General features: G+C 72.7%; 17 protein-coding genes. 7 read left to right on the top strand and 10 right to left on the bottom strand.

Annotation, left to right across the window (positions count from 1 at the left end):
• Positions 1-55: 55 nt before the first annotated feature.
• Positions 56-727 carry a hypothetical protein gene (locus ACZ6C1_RS15055; protein ID WP_469241028.1) on the bottom strand — a complete coding sequence of 224 codons (672 nt, stop codon included), beginning with the start codon at positions 725-727 and terminating at the stop codon, positions 56-58.
• A 353-nt stretch (positions 728-1,080) separates the two neighbouring features.
• Between ACZ6C1_RS15055 and ACZ6C1_RS15050 the strand changes: the two genes are divergently transcribed.
• Both ACZ6C1_RS15050 and ACZ6C1_RS15045 read left to right on the top strand, forming a co-directional pair.
• Positions 1,081-3,150, top strand: coding sequence for a TerD family protein (locus ACZ6C1_RS15050; RefSeq protein WP_469241026.1), 2,070 nt, complete (start codon positions 1,081-1,083; stop codon positions 3,148-3,150).
• A 166-nt stretch (positions 3,151-3,316) separates the two neighbouring features.
• On the top strand, positions 3,317-4,702 hold the full coding sequence (locus tag ACZ6C1_RS15045) for a D-glucuronyl C5-epimerase family protein (protein WP_469241024.1): 1,386 nt from the start codon (positions 3,317-3,319) through the stop codon (positions 4,700-4,702).
• Between the two features lie 112 nt (positions 4,703-4,814).
• On the opposite strand, the gene ACZ6C1_RS15040 is transcribed toward ACZ6C1_RS15045, so the two are convergent.
• Positions 4,815-5,564 carry a cobalt-precorrin-6A reductase gene (locus ACZ6C1_RS15040; protein WP_469241022.1) on the bottom strand — a complete coding sequence of 250 codons (750 nt, stop codon included), beginning with the start codon at positions 5,562-5,564 and terminating at the stop codon, positions 4,815-4,817.
• Positions 5,565-5,575: 11 nt separating this feature from the next.
• Between ACZ6C1_RS15040 and ACZ6C1_RS15035 the strand changes: the two genes are divergently transcribed.
• On the top strand, positions 5,576-6,706 hold the full coding sequence (locus tag ACZ6C1_RS15035; RefSeq protein WP_469241021.1) for a cobalt-precorrin-5B (C(1))-methyltransferase: 1,131 nt from the start codon (positions 5,576-5,578) through the stop codon (positions 6,704-6,706).
• Here ACZ6C1_RS15035 and cobM read toward each other — a convergent pair.
• Both cobM and cbiE read right to left on the bottom strand, forming a co-directional pair.
• Positions 6,694-7,443 (bottom strand): precorrin-4 C(11)-methyltransferase, encoded by a 750-nt coding sequence (cobM, locus tag ACZ6C1_RS15030; protein ID WP_469241019.1) that lies wholly within the window; start codon positions 7,441-7,443, stop codon positions 6,694-6,696. The genes ACZ6C1_RS15035 and cobM overlap by 13 nt on opposite strands.
• Positions 7,440-8,744, bottom strand: coding sequence for a precorrin-6y C5,15-methyltransferase (decarboxylating) subunit CbiE (cbiE, locus tag ACZ6C1_RS15025; RefSeq protein WP_469241017.1), 1,305 nt, complete (start codon positions 8,742-8,744; stop codon positions 7,440-7,442). The genes cobM and cbiE overlap by 4 nt, the downstream gene beginning before the upstream one ends.
• On the opposite strand from cbiE, the gene ACZ6C1_RS15020 reads away from it, so the two are divergent.
• The gene (locus ACZ6C1_RS15020; protein ID WP_469241015.1) at positions 8,743-9,663 is read left to right on the top strand and encodes a LysR family transcriptional regulator; all 921 of its coding nucleotides are present in this window, start codon (positions 8,743-8,745) and stop codon (positions 9,661-9,663) included. The two genes, cbiE and ACZ6C1_RS15020, sit on opposite strands and share 2 nt — an antisense overlap.
• Before the next feature lie 4 nt (positions 9,664-9,667).
• On the opposite strand, the gene ACZ6C1_RS15015 is transcribed toward ACZ6C1_RS15020, so the two are convergent.
• The 5 genes from ACZ6C1_RS15015 to ACZ6C1_RS14995 form a co-directional block, all read right to left on the bottom strand.
• Positions 9,668-9,796, bottom strand: coding sequence for a DUF6126 family protein (locus ACZ6C1_RS15015; protein ID WP_469241013.1), 129 nt, complete (start codon positions 9,794-9,796; stop codon positions 9,668-9,670).
• Positions 9,797-9,899: 103 nt separating this feature from the next.
• On the bottom strand, positions 9,900-11,000 hold the full coding sequence (locus ACZ6C1_RS15010; protein ID WP_469241012.1) for a MerR family transcriptional regulator: 1,101 nt from the start codon (positions 10,998-11,000) through the stop codon (positions 9,900-9,902).
• A gap of 85 nt (positions 11,001-11,085) precedes the next feature.
• A complete protein-coding gene (locus tag ACZ6C1_RS15005) occupies positions 11,086-11,922 on the bottom strand; it encodes an ABC transporter permease (protein WP_469241010.1) in 837 nt (278 codons plus the stop codon).
• The gene (locus tag ACZ6C1_RS15000) at positions 11,919-12,905 is read right to left on the bottom strand and encodes an ATP-binding cassette domain-containing protein (protein WP_469241008.1); all 987 of its coding nucleotides are present in this window, start codon (positions 12,903-12,905) and stop codon (positions 11,919-11,921) included. Before ACZ6C1_RS15000 ends, ACZ6C1_RS15005 begins: the two co-directional genes overlap by 4 nt.
• Before the next feature lie 165 nt (positions 12,906-13,070).
• On the bottom strand, positions 13,071-13,481 hold the full coding sequence (locus ACZ6C1_RS14995) for a hypothetical protein (RefSeq protein ID WP_469241006.1): 411 nt from the start codon (positions 13,479-13,481) through the stop codon (positions 13,071-13,073).
• 250 nt (positions 13,482-13,731) lie between these two features.
• Here ACZ6C1_RS14995 and ACZ6C1_RS14990 point away from each other — a divergent pair, with 250 nt between their 5' ends.
• From ACZ6C1_RS14990 to ACZ6C1_RS14980, 3 genes are all read left to right on the top strand, one after another.
• Positions 13,732-14,697: an endonuclease/exonuclease/phosphatase family protein gene (locus tag ACZ6C1_RS14990; protein ID WP_469241004.1), complete on the top strand. Its 966-nt coding sequence runs from the start codon at positions 13,732-13,734 to the stop codon at positions 14,695-14,697.
• A 331-nt stretch (positions 14,698-15,028) separates the two neighbouring features.
• Entirely contained in the window at positions 15,029-16,540 is a 1,512-nt protein-coding gene (locus ACZ6C1_RS14985) for an APC family permease (RefSeq protein ID WP_469241002.1), read from the top strand.
• A 45-nt stretch (positions 16,541-16,585) separates the two neighbouring features.
• Positions 16,586-17,566 (top strand): hypothetical protein, encoded by a 981-nt coding sequence (locus ACZ6C1_RS14980; protein WP_469241000.1) that lies wholly within the window; start codon positions 16,586-16,588, stop codon positions 17,564-17,566.
• Between the two features lie 10 nt (positions 17,567-17,576).
• Here the strand turns inward: ACZ6C1_RS14980 and ACZ6C1_RS14975 are convergent, their stop codons facing one another.
• A complete protein-coding gene (locus tag ACZ6C1_RS14975; RefSeq protein ID WP_469241240.1) occupies positions 17,577-19,625 on the bottom strand; it encodes a PhoX family protein in 2,049 nt (682 codons plus the stop codon).
• Positions 19,626-19,743 lie beyond the last annotated feature (118 nt).

The raw sequence follows: 19,743 nt of genomic DNA, 5'->3' as shown, positions 1-19,743 counted from the left end.
CCCCGGGGGCCGGCGCACCTTGGACCGGGCGCCGGCCCCGGGGGCCGCCGCCCGGTCAGCGCTGCTGCACGAACGCCCTGCCCTGGTGGTCCGCGTCGGCGGAGCACGACCGCTTCTCCGCGTCGGTCATCTTGCGGGTCTTCACGACCACCGCGTTGCTCCTGCCGTCCGTGCCGTTCTTGGCGGGACCGGTGATGGTGTCCGGGACGAACCAGTAATAGTGCCCCCACTTGGGGCTGTCGTAGTGGGTCTGCCAGGTGCCGGAGACCTTCTGCATGACCTGCGCCCGGGAGATCCAGCCCACCTCACCGGGCTTGACCGTCATGTTCAGGGAGCTGCTCTCCGAGTGGGTGCTCGACCAACTGTGGCTGTAAGTCGCCGTCACACTCAGGTCCACCATGCCCGCGATCTTGCCGCCCGCGGTGACGGAGACCCCGAGCGAGTCGGTGGAGCCGACGGTGTCGTCCCACGTCATGCTCTGCGTGGCGTCCGAGCTGGAGCAGTTGTACAACGAGTCGGAGACCTGCCGGAACGCGCCGAGGTACGCCTCCCCGAGCTTCGGCTCGTTGAACGTGCACTTGCCCAGGCCCGAGGCACAGTCCGCCATGAGCTCCCGCTTCGTCGGCTGGTCGGCGGCGGACGCGGGAAGCGCCCCGGCCACCGTCATCCCGCAGGCCACGACCGCCACGGCCAGCATGCGACCGCCGTACCGCCTGGCGCGGATCATCTTCATCTTCTTCGTACCTCTCACACGTGCATGGGGGGTCGGCGAACGGACGTACCGGCGTACGGGCCGTGCGCCGCCTGATGTGCGTGTGATGGTGACAGGGGTCTCACCAACCCCACCCGATTCAGGCCGAGTTCACTTCCGAGGGAACCGAAAGGCCGCCTTCTCCCTCACCCCTCGGCCGGAGGAAGAAGGGGCGGCGGTGGTGTTCCGAACCGAGTTCTGGCAGTTCCCGGCGAGGAGCCCGACCTGGACGCTAGGGTTCCGGAAACGGCTCATGTGTGACGCACCGCACACTGTCTTGCCGCCGGCTGCCGGGTGCGTTCAAGCGCGGCTGTGCATCGGGGGGACGTATGCACACGATGGTCAAAGGCTCCAATGTCGGCCTGTCGGCGCTCAGTGAGGACGCCGGCTCCCTGACGATGAGCCTGAGCTGGAGCAGCAGCACGGGCGAGGGTGACGCGGACGTCTCCGTACTCCTGCTGGACCCCACCGGGAAAGTGCGCAGTGACGCCGACTTCTACTTCTACAACCACCCGGTCGCCGACGACGGAAGCGTGCAGCTCCTCGGCAAAACCCCCACCCCTGACGGGAGCGAGGACCGGATCAGCTTCGACCTGGACGCCGTACCCCCCGAGGTACAGCGGATCGTCGTGGCGGCGAGCAGGTACGACGGCTCACACTTCGGCGAGCTCGACGACCTGTGCCTGACACTCGTCGACGCGGCGGGAGAAAGGCTGGTCCGGTTCAGCATCGAGGACCCGGGCGTGGTCAGCGCCATCATCTTCGGCGAACTCTACCGACGGTCCGGGGAATGGAAGTTCCGGGCGGTGGGTCAGGGGTACCAGTCCGGCCTGGTGGGCCTGGCCACCGACTTCGGGGTCGACATCGACGACGACGCCGAGGAGGACGCCGGGCAGGACCCCGCCGAGCAGCGGACCGAGCCGGACCGGACGGAGCCGGACGGGACCGTGGCGGACGCCCCCGTCCCGGCGGCCGTTCCACCGGTCCCGCTGCCCGTACCCCCGCCCAGGTCTCCTGGGACGGCCACGCAGGACGCGTCGGCGCCCCAACGGTCCTCACGCCCGCGCACCGCGAAGAAGAAGGTCACACTCCCGAAGACCAGGGACACCAAGAAATCCCTCGCCGAGAACGAATCCTGGAGGACCGCACGGCTCTTCCCCGCCACAGCGCTCAAGAGCGACCGGGAACGGGAGACGCGTGCCACCTCGGTACTACTCTCGGTGATGGCGCAGGTGCCCGAGTTCGGCCGTCGCCTCACCGCCGCTTTCGGAGCACCGGCCGGACGCATGGAAACGTTCACCGAGGTGTCGCTGCCACACGGTGACTCCCCGAGGCGTCCCGACGGCGTGGTCCGCGTCGAACGCGCCGGCAAGCTGTGGACGGCGCTGATCGAGACGAAGACGAACGGCAACCCGCTCAAGTCCGAGCAGGTCCAGGCGTACGCCGACATCGCCGCGCGACGTGGCTACGAGGCCGTGATCACGCTCTCCAACGATGTCGCCCTCGAGGGCAGTCCACTGGTCGACATCAAGATCGACGGCCGGCGCAGGCACAAGGTGGCCCTCTGGCACCTCTCCTGGGCCGAAGTCGCCCACCAGGCACAGATGCTGATCCGGCACGAAGGCGTGGGCAACGCCGCGCACGCATGGCTTCTGCAGGAGCTGCTGCACTACCTCCAGCACGAGAACTCGGGGTGTCACGGGTTCCAGAACATGGGCGCGGCATGGGTGCCGGTGCGCAACGGAATCGACAGCGAGACCCTGTGCCAGGGCGACTCGCGGGCCACTGAGGTCACCGAGAGCTGGGAACGGCTGATCAGGCAGGTCTGCCTGCGTCTGGGAGGTGAGCTGGGCCAGAAGGTGTTGCCCGTCCAGCGCGCCAAGCGCGGCACGGACCCGCGTACCCGCCGTGCCGAGATGGCCGACCGGCTCTGCCTGGAGGGGCGACTGCACGCCGAACTCCGCATGGAGGACACCCCGGGAATCCTCGCCATCACCGCGGACCTCCGCACGGGCAAGCTGCGCACGTCGATCGAGTTGCCGTCGGACGAACAGGGCTATCCCCTCACCCGGGCCAAACGACTGATCCGCCAACTGGCGGCGGCCCCGGCAGACCTGCACGTCGAAACACTGGTCTCGGGGCCGGGATCCGGTCCACGGGGCACCCTCGAAAGGCTGCGTCCCGAACCGGCCGACATCCTGCCGAAGGACGGCGCGGAAATCACCGGCTTCCGCCTCTCGCTCTTCAAGAGCATGGGCACGGGCCGCGGCTCCGCCGAAACCGGCTTCATCCGCAGCGTGGACGAGGCCGTCGACCGCTTCCACGCACAGGTCGTCACCCATCTGGAACGACGGGGCGCACACCGCGGTCAGGCCGACGGACGGACCGCCACGCGCTGAGCGGAGCGGTGGCCGGGCCTGGGACGGCGTGAACCATGATCCGCCCTTCGGGGAACAGCAGGTGACTGTTGAACCTGTTGGGGGGAACGTGGTGGAGAGCCGCAGGCGGTTTTTAACGGCCCTTGGGGGCAGTGGGGCGGCGGTGGCGCTGGCTGGAGGTGGATTCGTGGTGGGACGGCGGGCGACGGACGAGGTCCTGGTGCCCAGCGGGCTGCCCTTCACCTTCGACGTACGGGGGTTCCGGTGCGTGCTGGACGTGCCCGACCGGATGAGGCCGTGGCGCGACCGGGTGGCCGGGCGGGAGGACGAGGGGGTGCACGACCAGGACGGGGTGCGGATGTTCCGGTGGAAGGGGCGGCTCCACGACCATCCCGTCGGGCAGATCCAGTACGGCCTGGAGAACATCGCCGCTTACCGGCGCACCGGCGACGCGTTCTTCCTCGTCCGGGCGCGGGCACAGGCCGAACGCCTGGTGGCGCGGCGGCACGAGCGGCGCGGGGCGTGGTTCTTCCCGTACCCCTTCGACTTCACGCACAACGTGCACACCGGCATCGCCTACGAGGCGCCCTGGTACTCCGGGATGGCCCAGGGTGAGGCGCTGAGCCTGTTCGCCCAGCTGGCCCAGCTCCCGGCCGTCCCCGCGGCGGCACGGGGGCGGTACCGCGGGGCGGCCGACGGGGCCTTCCGGTCGCTGCTGGTGGGGGACGACGGGGCGCCGTGGGTCGTCGCCCGGGACGACACCCACCACCTGTGGATCCATGAATACCCGATCGACGCGCCGGGCACCTCGGACTACACGTACAACGGCTTCATGTTCGCCGCGCTCGGGCTGTGGGACTACTACGCGCTGACACGCAGCCCCGTCGCCGCCGACCTGTTCGACGGATCGCTGACCACCCTCGCCGCCGACTTCCGCACCCTGCGCAATCCCCGCTGGCTGTCCCACTACTGCCGGACGCACACCGTGCCGACAGCGTCGTACCACCCCGTGCACATCACCCTGCTGCGTCAGCTTTCCTGGCTGTCCGGCAGTGAGCTGCTCGCCGCGCAGTCGGACCTGCTGATGGACGACCACCCGTCCCCGTCACTCGGAAAGGACGGCGGGCGGGTACACCTCGCGGAGGGTACGCACACGCTGTTCCGGTACGACGAGGACGGCACCGTCACCGGCACCCGCACCCTGGAGCTCGTCCGCCCCGCCGAGGCCACCGCCTCGCACCGGAAGCGGATCAAGGGGCGGGACGTGCACTACCTCCTGACGGACGGTCCGGACAGGTCCGGCGGCTGGTACGTGGCGGAGCGGTACCCGGCCGCGTACGTGCGGGGCGAGTGGTGCGCCTCGGACTACCTGCCCGCCCGGAGGGCCCGGTTCCGGGCCGGGGTGAGCGTCGTGTGCCGCAGGGGCACCGAGGAGCGGACGGTGACGTACCCGAAGGACACACCGGTGCGGTACGACCGGCGTGCCCTCGTGGACGGGCGCATGATGCTCCGCGCGGCCGACGGCGACACCAAGGGGTGGTGGGTGCCCGGTTCCCAGCTCCTGGCGGGCTGACGGGGCGACGGGCTGACGGGGTGGTGGGGCGGGCGGGCACGGTGCCGGCCCACCGACGGGCGTCGAGGACAGCGTCCGCCCCACGCCCCGGACCCGACCGCCCCGGGTCCGGTCAGTCGTCGGGGCGGCCCGCCGCGAGGGCGGCCACCCATGCCGCCGCCTCCTCCGGCGTGGCCACCACCGGCACACCGGCCGGGGCCGGGGGCCGGCGGACGATCACCACCGGGAGGGCGGCCTCGCGGGCGGCCCGGAGCTTCGGGGCCGTCGCCGCGGCGCCGCTGTCCTTGGTGACCAGGACGTCGATCGCGTAGCGGCGCAGCAGCTCCCGTTCTCCGTCGAGGGTGAACGGGCCGCGGTCGAGGACGACCTGGAGGTGGGGCGGGAAAGGGGGCTCCGGGGGGTCGACCGAGCGGAGGAGGAACCAGGCGTCCGTGACATGCGCGAAGGAGGCGAGGCCCATACGGCCCGTGGTGAGGAAGATGCGACGGCCCAGGGCGCGTGCCGCGTCCGCGGCCTCCGCGAGGGTGTCCACGGCATGCCACCTGTCACCCTCGACGGGGGCCCACCCGGGACGGCGGAGGGCGAGCAGGGGAACATGGGCTTCGGCGGCCGCCCGGGCCGCGTTCGAACTGATCGTGTCGGCGAAAGGGTGAGTGGCGTCGATGACCGCGTCCACCTGGTGCCCCCGCAGCCAGCGGGCGAGGCCTTCGGCTCCCCCGAAGCCGCCGACGCGGACCTCCCCCGGGGGCAGTACGGGGGCGGCGACACGGCCCGCGAGCGAGGTCGTCACCCGCACGGTGCCGTGGAGGGACCCGGCCAGGCGACGGGCCTCGGTCGTACCGCCGAGAAGGAGTATGTGCACGGTGACGGTCCATGGGTGAGGCGACGGGTGGGCGCAGCGCCCAACTCAAGCACACCGGCCTGAGGTCCGGATGGACGACCGGGGCGTGTGCGACGGCGGCGACGACCGCCGCGTACACCGCGCTGCTGACCGGTGACTTCCCCGATCCGGTGACGATCACGCTGCCGAAGGGGCAGACCCCGGCGTTCGCGCTGGCGGCGGAGGAGCTGACCGGCTCGTACGCCATGGCGGGGATCGTGAAGGACGCCGGTGACGACCCCGACGTGACCCACGGTGCCCTGGTCCGGGCCACCGTGCGGGCGCTGCCCCCCGGGGAAGGCGTCGTCTTCCGCGCGGGCACGGGCGTGGGGACCGTCACCCGGCCGGGCCTGCCGCTGGAGGTCGGCGAGCCCGCGATCAACCCGGTGCCGCGGCAGCTGATGCGCGAGCACGTCGCACGGGTCGCGGCCGCGCACGGCGGCACGGGGGACGTGGAGATCACCGTCTCCGTCGACCACGGCGAGGAGATCGCCCGCTCCACCTGGAACCCGCGCCTCGGCATCCTCGGCGGCCTGTCGATCCTGGGGACGACCGGTGTGGTCGTGCCGTACTCGTGCTCCGCCTGGATCGACTCCATCCGGCGCGGGGTGGACGTGGCACGGGCGGCGGGACGCACCCATGTCGCCGGGTGCACGGGCTCCACGTCGGAGCGGACGGTCACGGCGCTGTACGGGCTGCCCGAGGACGCCCTGCTGGACATGGGCGACTTCGCGGGCGCGGTCCTGAAGTACGTACGCCGCCACCCGGTGGACCGGCTCACCGTCTGCGGCGGCTTCGCGAAGCTGTCCAAGCTCGCGGCGGGGCACCTGGATCTGCACTCGGCGCGCTCCCAGGTCGACAAGGGCTTCCTGGCGGAGCTGGCCCGCCGCGGCGGCGCCGACGAGGAACTGGCGGCTCGGGTGGCGGCCGCCAACACCGGGCTCGCCGCGCTCCAGTTGTGCGCCGCGGCCGGTGTGCCGCTGGGCGACCTCGTCGCCGAGACGGCCCGCGACCAGGCCCTCGAGGTGCTGCGCGGCGCGCCCGTCACGGTCGACGTGGTGTGCATCGACCGCGCGGGCACGGTGGTGGGGCGCAGCGAGCCCAGGGGCCTTCAGCAGATGTGACGGTCCCGCTCCGGCGAGTACAGGTGGCTGTCGCGGAACTGCGTCGCCGCGAGGGTGCGGCCGACCAGGATGACGGCCGTGCGGGTGATGCCGGCCTCCTTGGTGGCGGCGGCGATGTCGGCGAGGGTGCCGCGCAGGATCACCTCGTCGGGGCGGCTGGCCATCGCGACGACGGCCGCCGGGCAGTCGGCGCCGTAGTGCGGGGTGAGCTCCGCGACGACCCGGTCGACGTACCGCGCCGCCAGGTGCAGCACCAGCAGGGCGCCGCTGCGGCCCAGGGTGGCCAGGTCCTCGCCCTCGGGCATGGCGGTGGCCTGCTCGGCGATCCGGGTGAGGATCACCGTCTGGCCCACGGTCGGGACGGTGAGCTCCCGCTTCAGCGCCGCCGCCGCGGCGGCGAACGCCGGAACGCCCGGCACGACCTCGTAGGGGATCCCCGCCGCGTCCAGCCGCCGCATCTGCTCGGCGACCGCGCTGAAGACGGACGGGTCGCCCGAGTGGAGGCGGGCCACGTCGTGACCCTCCTCGTGGGCGCCGACCAGCTCGGCGGTGATGGCGTCCAGGTCCATGCGGGCGGTGTCGACGAGCCGGGCGTCCGGCGGGCACTCGGCCAGCAGTTCGCGCGGCACCAGTGAGCCCGCGTACAGGCACACCCGGCAGGAGGCGAGGGTGCGGGCGCCGCGCACGGTGATCAGGTCGGCGGCGCCGGGGCCCGCACCGATGAAGTAGACGGTCATTCTTCTGTCTCCCGCTTGGTTACGGACCATTGCGTGACCGGCATGGCCTGGCGCCAGCCGGTGAAGCCGCCCACCGGGACGGCGTGCGCGACCGCGAGCCGTACCAGTTCGCCGCCGTGGCGGCGGTACCGGTCGGCGAGCAGCGCCTCGGATTCGAGGGTCACCGTGTTGGCGACCAGCCGTCCGCCCGGCCGCAGGGCCGCCCAGCAGGCGTCCAGCAGCCCGGGAGCGGTCAGCCCGCCGCCGATGAACACCGCGTCGGGGGTGTCCAGTTCCGTGAGCCCGGCCGGGGCGGCCGCGGTGACCACCCTCAGGGCTGGTACGCCGAGGGCGGCGGCATTGCGGGCGATGCGTGCGGCGCGTTCGGGTGAGCGCTCGACCGCGACGGCACGGCACGTGCGGTGCGTACGCATCCACTCGATGCCGATCGAGCCGGACCCGCCACCGATGTCCCACAGCAGTTCGCCGGGCGCGGGCGCCAGCGCGGCGAGCGTCGCGGCGCGCACGTGCCGCTTGGTGAGCTGTCCGTCGTTCTCGTACGCCGCGTCCGGCAGGCCGGGCACAGCGCCCAGGCGCAGGGCCGACGGGTCGCGTACGCAGGTCACGGCGAGGACGTTCAGCGGGTCGCCGGGCGGGTGGGGCCAATCGTCGGCGGTGCCCGTCAGGTGGTTCTCACGGTCGGACCCGAGCTGTTCGAGGACGGTGAGGCGACTGGGCCCGAAGCCACGGTCGCGCAGCAGCGCGGCGACCTCCCCGGGGGTCGCCGCGCCGGCGCTCAGCACCAGCAGCCGCCGCCCGTCGTGGAGCGCCGCGGTGAGGGAGGCGAGGGGGCGCCCGACGAGCGTGACGGTCTCGGTGTCCTCCAGCGGCCAGCCGAGGCGGGCGCACGCGTAGGAGACGGAGGACGGGTGCGGCAGGACGCGCAGCCGCTCGGGGCCTGCCGTCTCGGCGAGGGCGCGGCCGATCCCGTAGAACATGGGGTCACCGCTGGCGAGTACGGCGACCCGGCGGCCGTCGCGGCTGTGCTCGGCCAGCAGGGCGGGCACGGCGGGCCTCAGCGGGGACGGCCAGGCGACCCGCCGGGCCCGGCATTCCTCCGGCAGCAGGGCGAGCTGCCGGTCGCCGCCGATGACGACGTCGGCGCCGCGCAGGGCGTTACGGGAGGCGTCGGGGAGCCCGGCCCAGCCGTCCGCGCCGATGCCGACGACGGTCACGGGCGGTCGGGTCTCGGGGACGGGGCCGGGGCTGCTCACGGGCTGGAACCCTACCCGCCGGTCGTCGCGCCCTAGGGTCGGGGGCATGACCGACAGTGCACCCGGCGGGCCGCCGCTCGACCTGACGCTGCTCCGTACGTTCCTGGCCGTGCACCGCTCCGGTTCGTTCACGGCCGCCGCCCGGCTGGTGGGCCTGTCCCAGCCGACGGTCACCGCGCAGATCCGGGCGCTGGAGCGGCAGCTGGGGCGGGAGCTGTTCACCCGCCTGCCGCGCGGAGTCGCCCCGACCGCCGTGGCGGACGCCCTCGCCGCCCGGGTCGCCGAGCCGCTGGACGCCCTGGAGGCGGTGACCGGCCGGCCTACGGCGGGCGACGTGGAGCCCGTGCGGCTGGCCGGGCCGGCCGAGCTGCTGTGCGTACGGGTGCTGCCCGCGCTGGCGGCGACGGCCGCGGAGCGGGGCGTGGTGCTTCGGGTGACGACGGGGCTGACCGACGAGCTGCTGGACGGGTTGCGGGCCGGTCACCACGACCTGGTGATCGCGACGTACCGGCCGAGGGGCCGGACGCTGTCGGCGACGCCGCTGATGGACGAGGAGTTCGTGCTGGTGGCCGCCCCCGCTTGGGAGGCCCGGATCGGGGCGGGGCGGGTGGCGGCCGAGGGCGCGGCGGCGCTGCGGGGCGTGCCGCTGGTGGCGTACGCGGAGGACCTGCCGATCACCCGCCGCTACTGGCGGCACGTGTTCGGCACCCGGCTGACCGACCGGGCCGCCCTCGCGGTGCCCGACCTGCGGGGCGTACTGGCGGCGGTGGCGGCGGGCGCGGGCATCGCCGTGCTGCCGCGCTACCTGTGCCTGAACGAACTGGCCACGGGAGCGCTCGTACCGCTGCTGACGCCGGAGGACCCGCCGATCAACACGGCCTACCTGGTCCGACGGCCCGGCACGGCCGACCACCCGCACCTGGCGCTGGTGCGCGACCTGCTGCTGCGCGAGGCGCGCGCGTGGTGAGGTGTCACTTGTCCGCGTGCTCGCCGATGTAGAAGAGCAGCCAGACGAACCCGGCGAACAGGTGCGTGACGAAGACGTACACGAACACGCGCAGCGCCACCCCGCGCTCCTTCCAGCGCTCGCTCTCGGTCACGATCGTCTCCCGCCACTGCTCGGTGTACGGCCCTCAGCGTACGCGGGGCGGGCGGCGCCGGACCGGACGAGGCGGGTCCGCTCCGGTCCGGCCGATGGGACAGTCACAGGCTGACGACGTCCGCGACGACGCACGCCACGTTGTCCGGCCCGCCCGCGTCGCGGGCCAGGGCGATCAGGGCGCGGACCGCGTCCTGCGGACCGGCGGCCGTCGCCGTGACCCGGTGGATCTCCGCCGCCGGAACGACCGCGGACAGCCCGTCCGAGCAGAGCAGGTAACGGTCGCCGGCCCGCGCGTCGTGCAGCCGGACATCGGGGCGGGGCGGCCTGGCCCGGTCGCCGTCCAGGGCCTTCAGCAACAGCGAGCGCTGCGGGTGGGAGGCGGCCTCCTCGGGGGTCAGGCTGCCGTCGTCGATCATCGACTGGACGACCGTGTGGTCGTGGGTGATCCGGAAGAACTCCCCGTCCCGCAGCAGATGCGCCCGGGTGTCGCCTATGTGCACCAGCGCCAGCTGCGAACCGGTCCACACCATGGCGGTGAGCGTCGTCCCGGACTCCTCGAAACCGTCGAGCGCGTCGAGGGCGTCGTTCGCCCCGGCCACCGCGTCCTCGAGGGCGTTGAGGAGGTCACCCACGCGGGCCGTCGCGAGGGACTCCAGCGGCTTCAGCGCCTCGATGGCCATGGCCCCGGCACGGGCACCGTCCCCGCCATACCCGTCGGCGACGGCCAACAGCCGGTCCCCGGCGTGCACCGAGTCCTGATTACTCTCCCGTACCAGCCCTTTGTCGGAAAGCGCGGCATAACGGATGCCCAGGGTCGTTCCCATGGTGATGTCCTTCCCGGCCGCCGCGGCCCCTGCGGGCGACGACGGCGACATGTGGTCGATGAGGAAGGCCGCCAGGTCGCGCCGGGCGGCGGTCTCGGCCTCCACCGCCGCCCAGTAGGCGCGGATGTCCCGGGCCGCAGCCCCCGCGTCCGTCCCGTACAGGTCGCACACGCGCCGGACGCGGGCCAGCGGCATCCCGATCCGCCGCAGCCACGCCACCAGCCGGGCGCGCTCCAACTGCGTCTCGTCGTAATACCGGTAACCGGTGAACGGATCGACGCGCGCCGGAGGCAGCAGGCCGAGCTCGTCGTAGCGGCGCAGGGCCTTGGCGGACAGCCGGGAGGCACGCGCGAACGCGCCGATCGTCAGCAGTCCCATGCTTCCTTCCCCACCGGGCACTCGGTCGGCGCCCGGCCCCACCGATGCTGGGCCTTCCCGCGAGGGGAAGGTCAACAGGGGACGGTCACTTGCGGTTGTAGAGCCGCATCGTCACCGCGCCGAAGACGGCCACGAACACCACCGACCATCCCAGCGACCAGGCGATGTCGGCGGCAGGCCACTCGCCCGCCATCAAGTCCCGGACCGATGTGGCCAGATGGGTCACCGGGCTGTTGTTGACGAACGCCTGGAGCCAGCCCGGCATGGTCCGCGGGTCGACGAAGATGTTGCTGAGGAAGGTCAGCGGGAAGATCACCATCATGCTGACGCCCATCACGGACTTCTCGCTGCGCAGGAGCAGGCCGAACATCGTCCAGATCCACGAGAACGCGAACACCAGCAGCAGCACCACGCCGGACGCCACGCCGATCACCCCGCCGTGCGGGCGGTAGCCGATGACCAGGCCGACGGTGAGCATCACGGTCGACGCGATCAGGTAGCGCACCACGTCGCCGAGGAGGTAGCCGACCATCGGTGCGGGCCGCCAGATCGGCAGCGTACGGAAGCGGTCGAAGACGCCCTTGGTGATGTCGGTGTTGACCGAGACACCCGTGTACATCGTGATCATCACGACGCTCAGGGTGAGGATGCCGGGCAGCAGGAACTGGATGTACGCCGAGACCGAGCCGGCCAGCGCGCCCCCGAAGAGGTACGTGTACATCAGCACCATCATGATCGGGAACGCCGTGACGTCGAAGAGCTGCTCCGGCACGTGTTTGATCTTCAGCATGGCGCGCCATCCGAAGGTCAGGGAGGCGGAGAGCGCGCTCGGGCGCGGCGGGCGTGCGCCCGCGACCAGCAGGGCGGCCAGCTCCTCGGTGCGGGGTCCGGTGAAGGTGGCGTCGTCGGTGACGGTGCTCATGCCGTGGCCTCCTCGGCCTTGTCCGTACGGTCCGTGAGCGCCAGGAACACCTCGTCCAGACTCGGCTGGCCCAGCGCGAAGTTGTCCACCATGACGCCCGCCCGCGCCAGCTCCGCCAGCGCCCGCGCCGCCTGCTCGGCCGCGCCCAGCTCCGTGCCGTGGCCGTCGACCGTCGCGGTCAGCGCCACCGGGTCGGGGTCGAGCTGCACGGTCGCGTTCAGCGCGGTCGCCAGCACCCGCTCCGCCTCCGCCCGCTGCCCGGCCTCCCGCAGCCGCACGTGCACGGACCCGGAGCCCACCGACGCCTTCAGCTCGCCCTTCGTGCCCTCGGCGATCACCTTGCCGTGGTCGATCACCGCGATCCGCGCCGCCAGTTGGTCGGCCTCGTCCAAATACTGCGTGGTCAGCAGCACGGTCGTGCCCTGGGCGACCACCGCGCGGACGATGTCCCACACCTGGTTGCGGCTGCGCGGGTCCAGGCCGGTCGTCGGCTCGTCGAGGAAGAGCAGGTCCGGTGTGTTGAGGATGGACGCGGCGATGTCGATACGGCGGCGCATGCCGCCCGAGTAGTTCTTGACCTGCCGGTCGGCCGCCTCCGACAGCCCGAACGCCTCCAGCAACTGCCCGCTCCGCTCCCGCGCGGCCCGCCTCCCATGACCGAGCAGGCGGCCCAGCAGCACCAGGTTCTCGGTGCCGGTCAGGTCCTCGTCGACCGACGCGTACTGCCCGGTGAGGCTGACCCGCCCGCGTACCGCGTCCGCGTCCCTCACCACGTCCTTGCCGAAGACCCGCGCTTCCCCGCCGTCCGGCCGCAGCAGCGTCGCCAGCACCTTCACGGCGGTCGTCTTCCCCGCCCCGTTGGGCCCGAGCACCCCGTACACCGTGCCGGCGGGCACCCTCAGGTCGACGCCGTCCACGGCTCGGTTGTCGCCGAAGACCTTCACCAGGCCGTTCGTCTCGATGGCCAGGTCCGGGATCGTCATCGTCACTGTCCTTGGAGAAGGCGGCCGCACGGGCATACGGCACGATCGCTCCCAGTCTCCGGCCCCCGCCCGCCCCCCGCCACCGGTTTACTGCCGCGCCACGGCGGCGCGGGCGGCCTCCACACGCAGCGGCGGTACGGACGGCCACCGCCCGTACCGCCGGGACTACTCGTGCGTGTAGAACACGTAGAACGCCATCAGCCCCGCCGACACCGCCACGATCAGCGACACCACCGCCACGGTGAGGACGCTGTTGCCGGACAGGCCGTAGAGGAAGCCGACGCTGACGCCGAACAGGAGACCGAACGCGGCCGCCCGGGTTTCCCGTGGCAGGGCGCGGCGCACGCTGAGGTAGCCGTACCAAAGGGCGCCGAAGCCCAGCATGCTCACCACGGCGAGCACTGCTTGGCCGCCTGTGAAGGGGCCGTCGCCGTGGCGGACGATGACCTCGGCGTAGAGGCCGTAGAGGACGGCGCACACGGCGAGCACCATCAGGGTGGACCGGTGTACGTGAGGCCGGGTCGCCCGTTCCCCGGTACGGCGGTGTCGGCCGGGCAGCGTGACGTGTGAGGCCATGGCGCGCTCCTTCCGCTGACCTCCCTCCAGGGCACACCCCCGGCCCGCTCCCGGCAAGTGGATCAGCGTCGGCAGCCGGTGTCCGCGGGCCGGTGTCGGCGGCCGGTGTACGCGGGCCCGTGTCGGTCCGGCCCGTGTCGGTCCGGCCCGTGTCGGCGGGAGCGGGCCGGTGCCCTGGGGGTGAGACCCGTGCGAACCGGGGCCGTCCGGAGGGGAGCCATGAGCAGGGGCACCGTGAGAAGGTGACGGCTTGGCCGATTCGTACACCTCGCATCTGTTCCGCCGGGCGACCGCGTGGGCCGCCGGGCTGTTGCTCGTCGTGCCCACCACGGTCACCGGCTGCCGGCTCTTCGGCACCGACGCCGTCACCCCCGTACCGCAGCTCCTGGCCCTCCTGCCGTGGCTCGCGGTCCCCGCCGGGCTCGCCCTCCTCGCCTCCCTCCCCGCCCGCCGGCCGCTCCTGACCGCCTGGGCAGGCGGCGCGCTCGCCGTCACGCTGTGGTTCACCCAGCCGTACGGGCCCGCCGACACCCCCGCCCACGGGCCCGTCACCGGCCGGCTGCGGGTACTCACCGCGAACGTCGAGTTCGGCAACGCGACCGGTGAACTGCTCGCCACCGTCCGGCGCGAGCGTCCCGACCTGGTTTTCGTGTCCGAGTGCGACCCCGCCTGCGCGCGGGCGCTCACCGCCCACTACCCCTACGGCGCCCACGTCGCCGCCGCCGGATCCGCCGGCTCGGTCATCCTCGGCACCATGCCCCTGACCGCCGAGCCCGCCCTGCCGGGCACCACCATGGGCATGCCCGGTGCCACGGTCCGCGTCGGGACCGAGGACGTGACGCTCCGGCTCGCCCACCCGATGCCGCCGCTGCCCGGCCGGATCGGGCTGTGGAAGCAGGAGCTGGCCCTCCTGCGCGACTTCGCCGCCGACCACAAGGGCCGCCCCCTCGTCCTCGCCGGCGACTTCAACGCCACCCAGGACCACGCCGCCTTCCGCTCCGTCCTCGACTCCGGCGCCCTCCACGACGCCGCCCGCCTCGACGGCGCCGCCCGCACCGGCTCCTGGCCGCAGAACGCCACGCTGCCCCCGTACGCGCAGATCGACCACGTCCTGGTCAGCGCCGACTTCTCGGTACGCGACGCCCGTTTCCTCGACCTTCCCCGCACCGACCACCGCGCGCTCCTCGTCGACCTCGACCTGCACGCCGGCCGCTGATCCGGGAAGCGCGCCACATCGCGGGTGCCTCGGCCGACGTCTCCGGGGCCCGGGGCCCGCGCCCCGGTGCGGAGAGGTCCACGGCGGACACGGCGTCCACGGCGTGCATGGGGAACACGGCATCCACGGCGTCCATTCGACGCCCCCGCCGCCCCGGCCCGGCGCATGACGATCATGCCGTTACATTCCGGACGTCATCCTTCCGGGTGGCGTCACCGCACCGCGCCCGCCCGACTACGATGCGCACGACTCACGCGTGCCGCCCCATGCCGCGGCGCGCCCGTCCGTTCCCGCCCACCGTCATATGCCATGCCATACAAGGACATTCGCCATGCGCAGCAGCTCAAGCAAGGCTTCCAGCAGGGCTTTCCGGAAGCCTCCCGGGCGTGGGCTGCAGCCGAATGTCCTCGGTACGTTCGACACGATCGTGATGGCCGTCGCCGGTAGCGCACCCGCCTACTCGCTCGCCGCCACCAGCGCCGTACTCGTCGGTGCCGTCGGCCTCGCCGCACCCGCCGCGCTGCTGTACTGCGCGATCCCGATGCTCGGCATCGTGCTGGCGTTCAGCCGGCTCGGCCGGATCGACGTCAACGCGGGCGCCAGCTACTCCTGGGTCGGCCGGACCCTCCACCCCGCGCTGGGCTTCCTGTCCGGCTGGGCACTGATCGTCGCCGCGACCATCTTCATGGTGGCCGGGTCGCTGCCGGCCGGGCAGCTGACCCTGGCGCTCGTCGCCCCGGAGCTGGCCGCCGACACCGCGCTCGCGACCGCCGTCGGCGCCGGCTGGTTCCTGATGATGCTGCTGGTGGTCCTCGCCGGTGCCCGGCTCACCGTACGGGCACAACTGCTCATGACCGGAGTGGAGTTGCTGATCCTGCTCCTCTTCCTCGTCGGTGTGGTCGCGCACCGGGGCGCCGCCACCGCCTTCGACTGGTCGTGGCTGGGCTTCGGGCACTTCGACGGGGTGTCCGGCTTCGCCTCCGGGGCGCTGATCGCCGCGTTCTACTACTGGGGCTGGGACGTCACCAGCAACCTCAGCGAGGAGACCCGCGACAGCCGCCGCACCGCCGGGCTGGCGGCGCTCGTCGGCATCGGGGTCGTCTTCCTCCTCTTCGAGGTGTTCACCATCGCCGTCAACGTCGTCCTGTCGGCGGGGGCGGTCGGTACGGGCGGGGCGAACGTGCTGGCGCTGCTCGGCGAGGCCGTCTGGCCGGGCGTCGGCGGCAAACTGCTGATCGTGGCGGTGATGCTGTCGAGCGTCGCCACCCTCGAAACCACGCTGATCCAGGTGACCCGGTCACTGTTCGCGATGGGCCGGGACCGGACGATGCCGGCCGCCCTTGGCGCCGTGCACCGCCGCTGGAACACCCCGTGGGTGGCGATCACCGTGGTCGGGGCGGTGGCACTGGTGATGTTCGTCGCGGCGACCGCGCTCGGCTCGGTCGGCGACATCCTGGACAGCGCCGTCAACGCGATGGGCCTCCAGATCGCCTTCTACTACGGACTGGCGGGCCTCGCCGCCGTGGTGGCCTACCGTGGGACGCTGCTGAGGTCGGTGCGCGACTTCGTCCTGGGCGGCGTGTGGCCGCTGGCCGGTGCCGCCTTCATGTTCTGGATCTTCTTCGAGTCGCTGGGCGGCCTGACCGGCACGACGGTCGCGATCGGCCTGGGCGGGCTGGGGGCAGGCGTCGTACCGATGATCTGGTACTGGCGCAAGGGAAGCTCGTACTACCGTCCCGCGCGGCTGGACGCGGTTCGCGCGATGGCCGCGGCGGGTCCGTACGACGTACCGCGACAGCACCACCGCGCCGATGGGAACGAAACGCTGGCGACCGACTTCTAAGACAACGGCGATCCACCACAGCGCTTTTGACGGGGGGACAGGGACGTGGCCGTACGCCGCAGCCGCCGCTCCACACGTTTCGCGCCGGACTTCGACCCGGACTTCGGCGACCGGGCGCTCGCCCATGCCCGGCACGACATCGTTATCGGCCGCTGGCAGGGCGTACGTGACCTGCTGTGCGACACCGGCGACGACTGGTCCCTGCGTACCCACCGGCTGCGGCTGCTGTCGCACGCGGCGGCCGCGAGCACCGCCGTCGAGGCGTGGCGGGCGGCCGAGCCGGACAGCCCGGACGCGGCGGTGCTGCGGGCCGCCACCGAGGTCGTCCGGGTCTTCAACGAGGCCATCGCGGCCGGGCGGGGAGCGGCGGTGGACCGGGCGCGGCTCGACGCGACGGTCATGGCCTGCCTGGGAGCCGCCGACGCGTGCCCCGCCGACCCCATGCCGTGGGTGTCGCTGCTGACGGTGGCGCGCCTGTACGAGGGCGGGGTGGGGCGGGCCGAGCTGCGGCGCTGGTGGGACGAGCTGCGGCGGCGCGACCCGCACAACCTGGAGGGCCATGTGCAGCTCCTGCGGTACTGGTCGGCCCGCTGGCACGGCACGCACGGCTCGATGTACGACTTCGCGCGGGACGCGGCCGGGGCGGCGCCGCCCGGGTCGCCGTTGCCGGTGCTGGTGCAGATCGCGCGGGTGGAGGAGTACCGGTACGTCGTGGACGCCGGCCGGGGCCAGGGGCCGGTGCGCGGCTTCGACCAGCACTGGAAGCACGAGCTGGCGGCCACGGAGGTGCGGCGGACCCGGGAGCGGTGGCTCGGCGGGCGGCCGCCCGGCCAGGTGCGGCCGGAGGAGGTCGAGCCGCTGAACTATCTGACGCACGCCGCCTGTTACGCGGGCCTCCCCGAGGTGTACGGGGAGCTGTTCGGCCTGCTGGAGGCGCGGGCGTCGTGGGTGCCGTGGGCGTACACCGGGGAACCGGCGGAACAGTTCACGAGGTGGCGCGGGGGGACGGCCCGCGCCACCTCATGACCCCCATGGGTCAGACGCCGATGTTCCGGCCGTCCTTGCGGTACACGGCGACGACCGACGGGCGGACGATCCGGCCCGGGCCGTCGGGCCAGCTCGAGGCCGGCTTCTCGACGGACGCCCCGTCGACCTCGCCCGGGTGCTGTACGGCGACGAGGACGCGGCGGTCCTGGATGATCGGGCCGCACGTCTCGGCGCCGGTCGGCACGGTCAGGAACTGCTTGAGCTCACCACGCCGCTCGCCCTGCGTCGCGACACCGAACAGCCCGTCGTGCGAGCCGAGCTGGTTGCCGTCCGTGGACAGCCACAGGTTGCCGTGCGGGTCGAAGGCCACGTTGTCGGGGCAGGAGATGGGGCTGACCTTGTCCTTGGGGTAGCCCGCGAAGTACGTCGCCGGGTCGCCGGGGTCGCCCGCGACGAGGAACAGCCGCCAGGCGAAGCCGTCGGAGGCCGGGTCGTCCCAGTGCTCGGCGAGCTCCAGGACGTGGCCGTGCTTGTTGCCGTTGCGCGGGTTGGCCTCGTCCGCGCCCGCCTTGCCCGCCGCGCCACGGTCCTTGTTGTTGGTGAGGGCGACGTACACCCGGCCGGTGCGCGGGGACGGCTCGACGTCCTCGGGGCGGTCCATCTTCGTGGCGCCGACCTTGTCCCCGGCGAGGCGGGTGAAGACGTACACCTCCTCGGCGGTCATGCCGGGGACGTGGCTCTCGTCGCCCGTGGCGAGCGGGATCCAGTGGCCGCTGCCGTCGAACTCGCCGTCGTTCGGGAGCTTGCCGGTGCCGTCGATGTCCTGCGGGCTGTCGCCGGTGAGCTTGGCGACGTACAGGGTGCCCTCGTCGAGGAGGGTGAGGTTGTGCTCGCGGGCCTTGCGCGAGGTGCCCTTCATCATCCGCTTGGACGAGACGAACTTGTAGAAGTAGTCGAAGCGCTCGTCGTCGCCCATGTAGACGACCGGGCGGCCGTCCGCCGTCAGACGCGGCTGGGCCGCCTCGTGCTTGAAGCGGCCGAGCGCGGTGCGCTTGCGGGGCGTGGAGTCCGGGTCGTACGGGTCCAGCTCGACGACCCAGCCGAAGCGGTGCGACTCGTTGGGCTCCTGCTTGGCGTCGAAGCGCTTGTCGAACCGCTCCCACTTGCGCTCGGTGGCGCCGGAGCCGATGCCGTACCGCTTGTCGGTGGCGGACGAGCCGTTGGCGAAGTACTGGTTGAAGTTCTCCTCGCCGTGGAGCGTGGTGCCCCAGGGGGTGGTGCCACCGGCGCAGTTGTTGAGCGTGCCGAGGACCTTGCGGCCGGTCGGGTCGGCGCCGGTCCTCAGGAGGGTGCCGCCGGCCGCCGGGCCGGTGAGCTCGAACTCGCTGGTGGCGGTGAGGCGGCGGTTGAGCGGGTGCCGCGTGACCGGGACCAGCCGGCCGTCACGGTGCTGTTCCTGGACGACGACCACGGACAGGCCGTGGGCGGCCCAGGCGATCTCGACCTGCTCGCGGGTCGGGTTCTCGGGGTCGTATCCCTTGAACATCAGGACTTCGTCGGTGTACTCGTGGTTCGCCACGAGGACCTGGCGCCCGTGCTCGCCCTTGAGCGGCAGCAGGGACAGGAAGTCGTTGTTGTACCCGAACTGTCCGGCCTGCGCCTTGGCGGTCTGCTTGTCCGGGTCGAAGGCGGGCGCGCCGCGGAGGATCGGCTCGCCCCAGCGGATGACGATGCTCTGGGCGTAGCCGTCCGGGACGGTCACCTTGTCGTCGGTGTTCGGGGCGACGGGCGTGAAGCGCAGCCCGCGGGCGCCGGTGCTCCTGCCCGCCGTACGGGGCGTGGCGGCGACCGCCTCCGGTCCGGCCGCCGCCTGGGCGACGACGGCACCGCCGGCGGTGGCGGCGACGGTGACGACGGCGGCGGCGCGCATCATCGAACGGCGCGACAGGGCACCGGCTATGACGTCGCCGGCGTACTCGTTGTCGCTGGTGTTGGGCACCTCGTGGAAGCAGGCGTCGCCGCACCGGTAACGGCAGGTGAGGGCGGAACGGCCGCCTCCGTGCGGGTTGGTGCTCAGCAGCGGCAGCAGCTTGCGCACTTCGTCCTCCTCCGGCGCAGCCTGCGCCGACATGGTGTCGGGAATCGGTCCGGCGGTGACGTTAGGCGCGTAGATGTGCAGGTCGGCGGCGGCCGGGTGAACGGTGGATGAATCCGGT

This window comes from Streptomyces sp. NPDC041796 (assembly GCF_055590785.1).
Note: the sequence above shows the minus strand (reverse complement) of the source record. Positions and strands in the feature narration are given on the sequence as shown.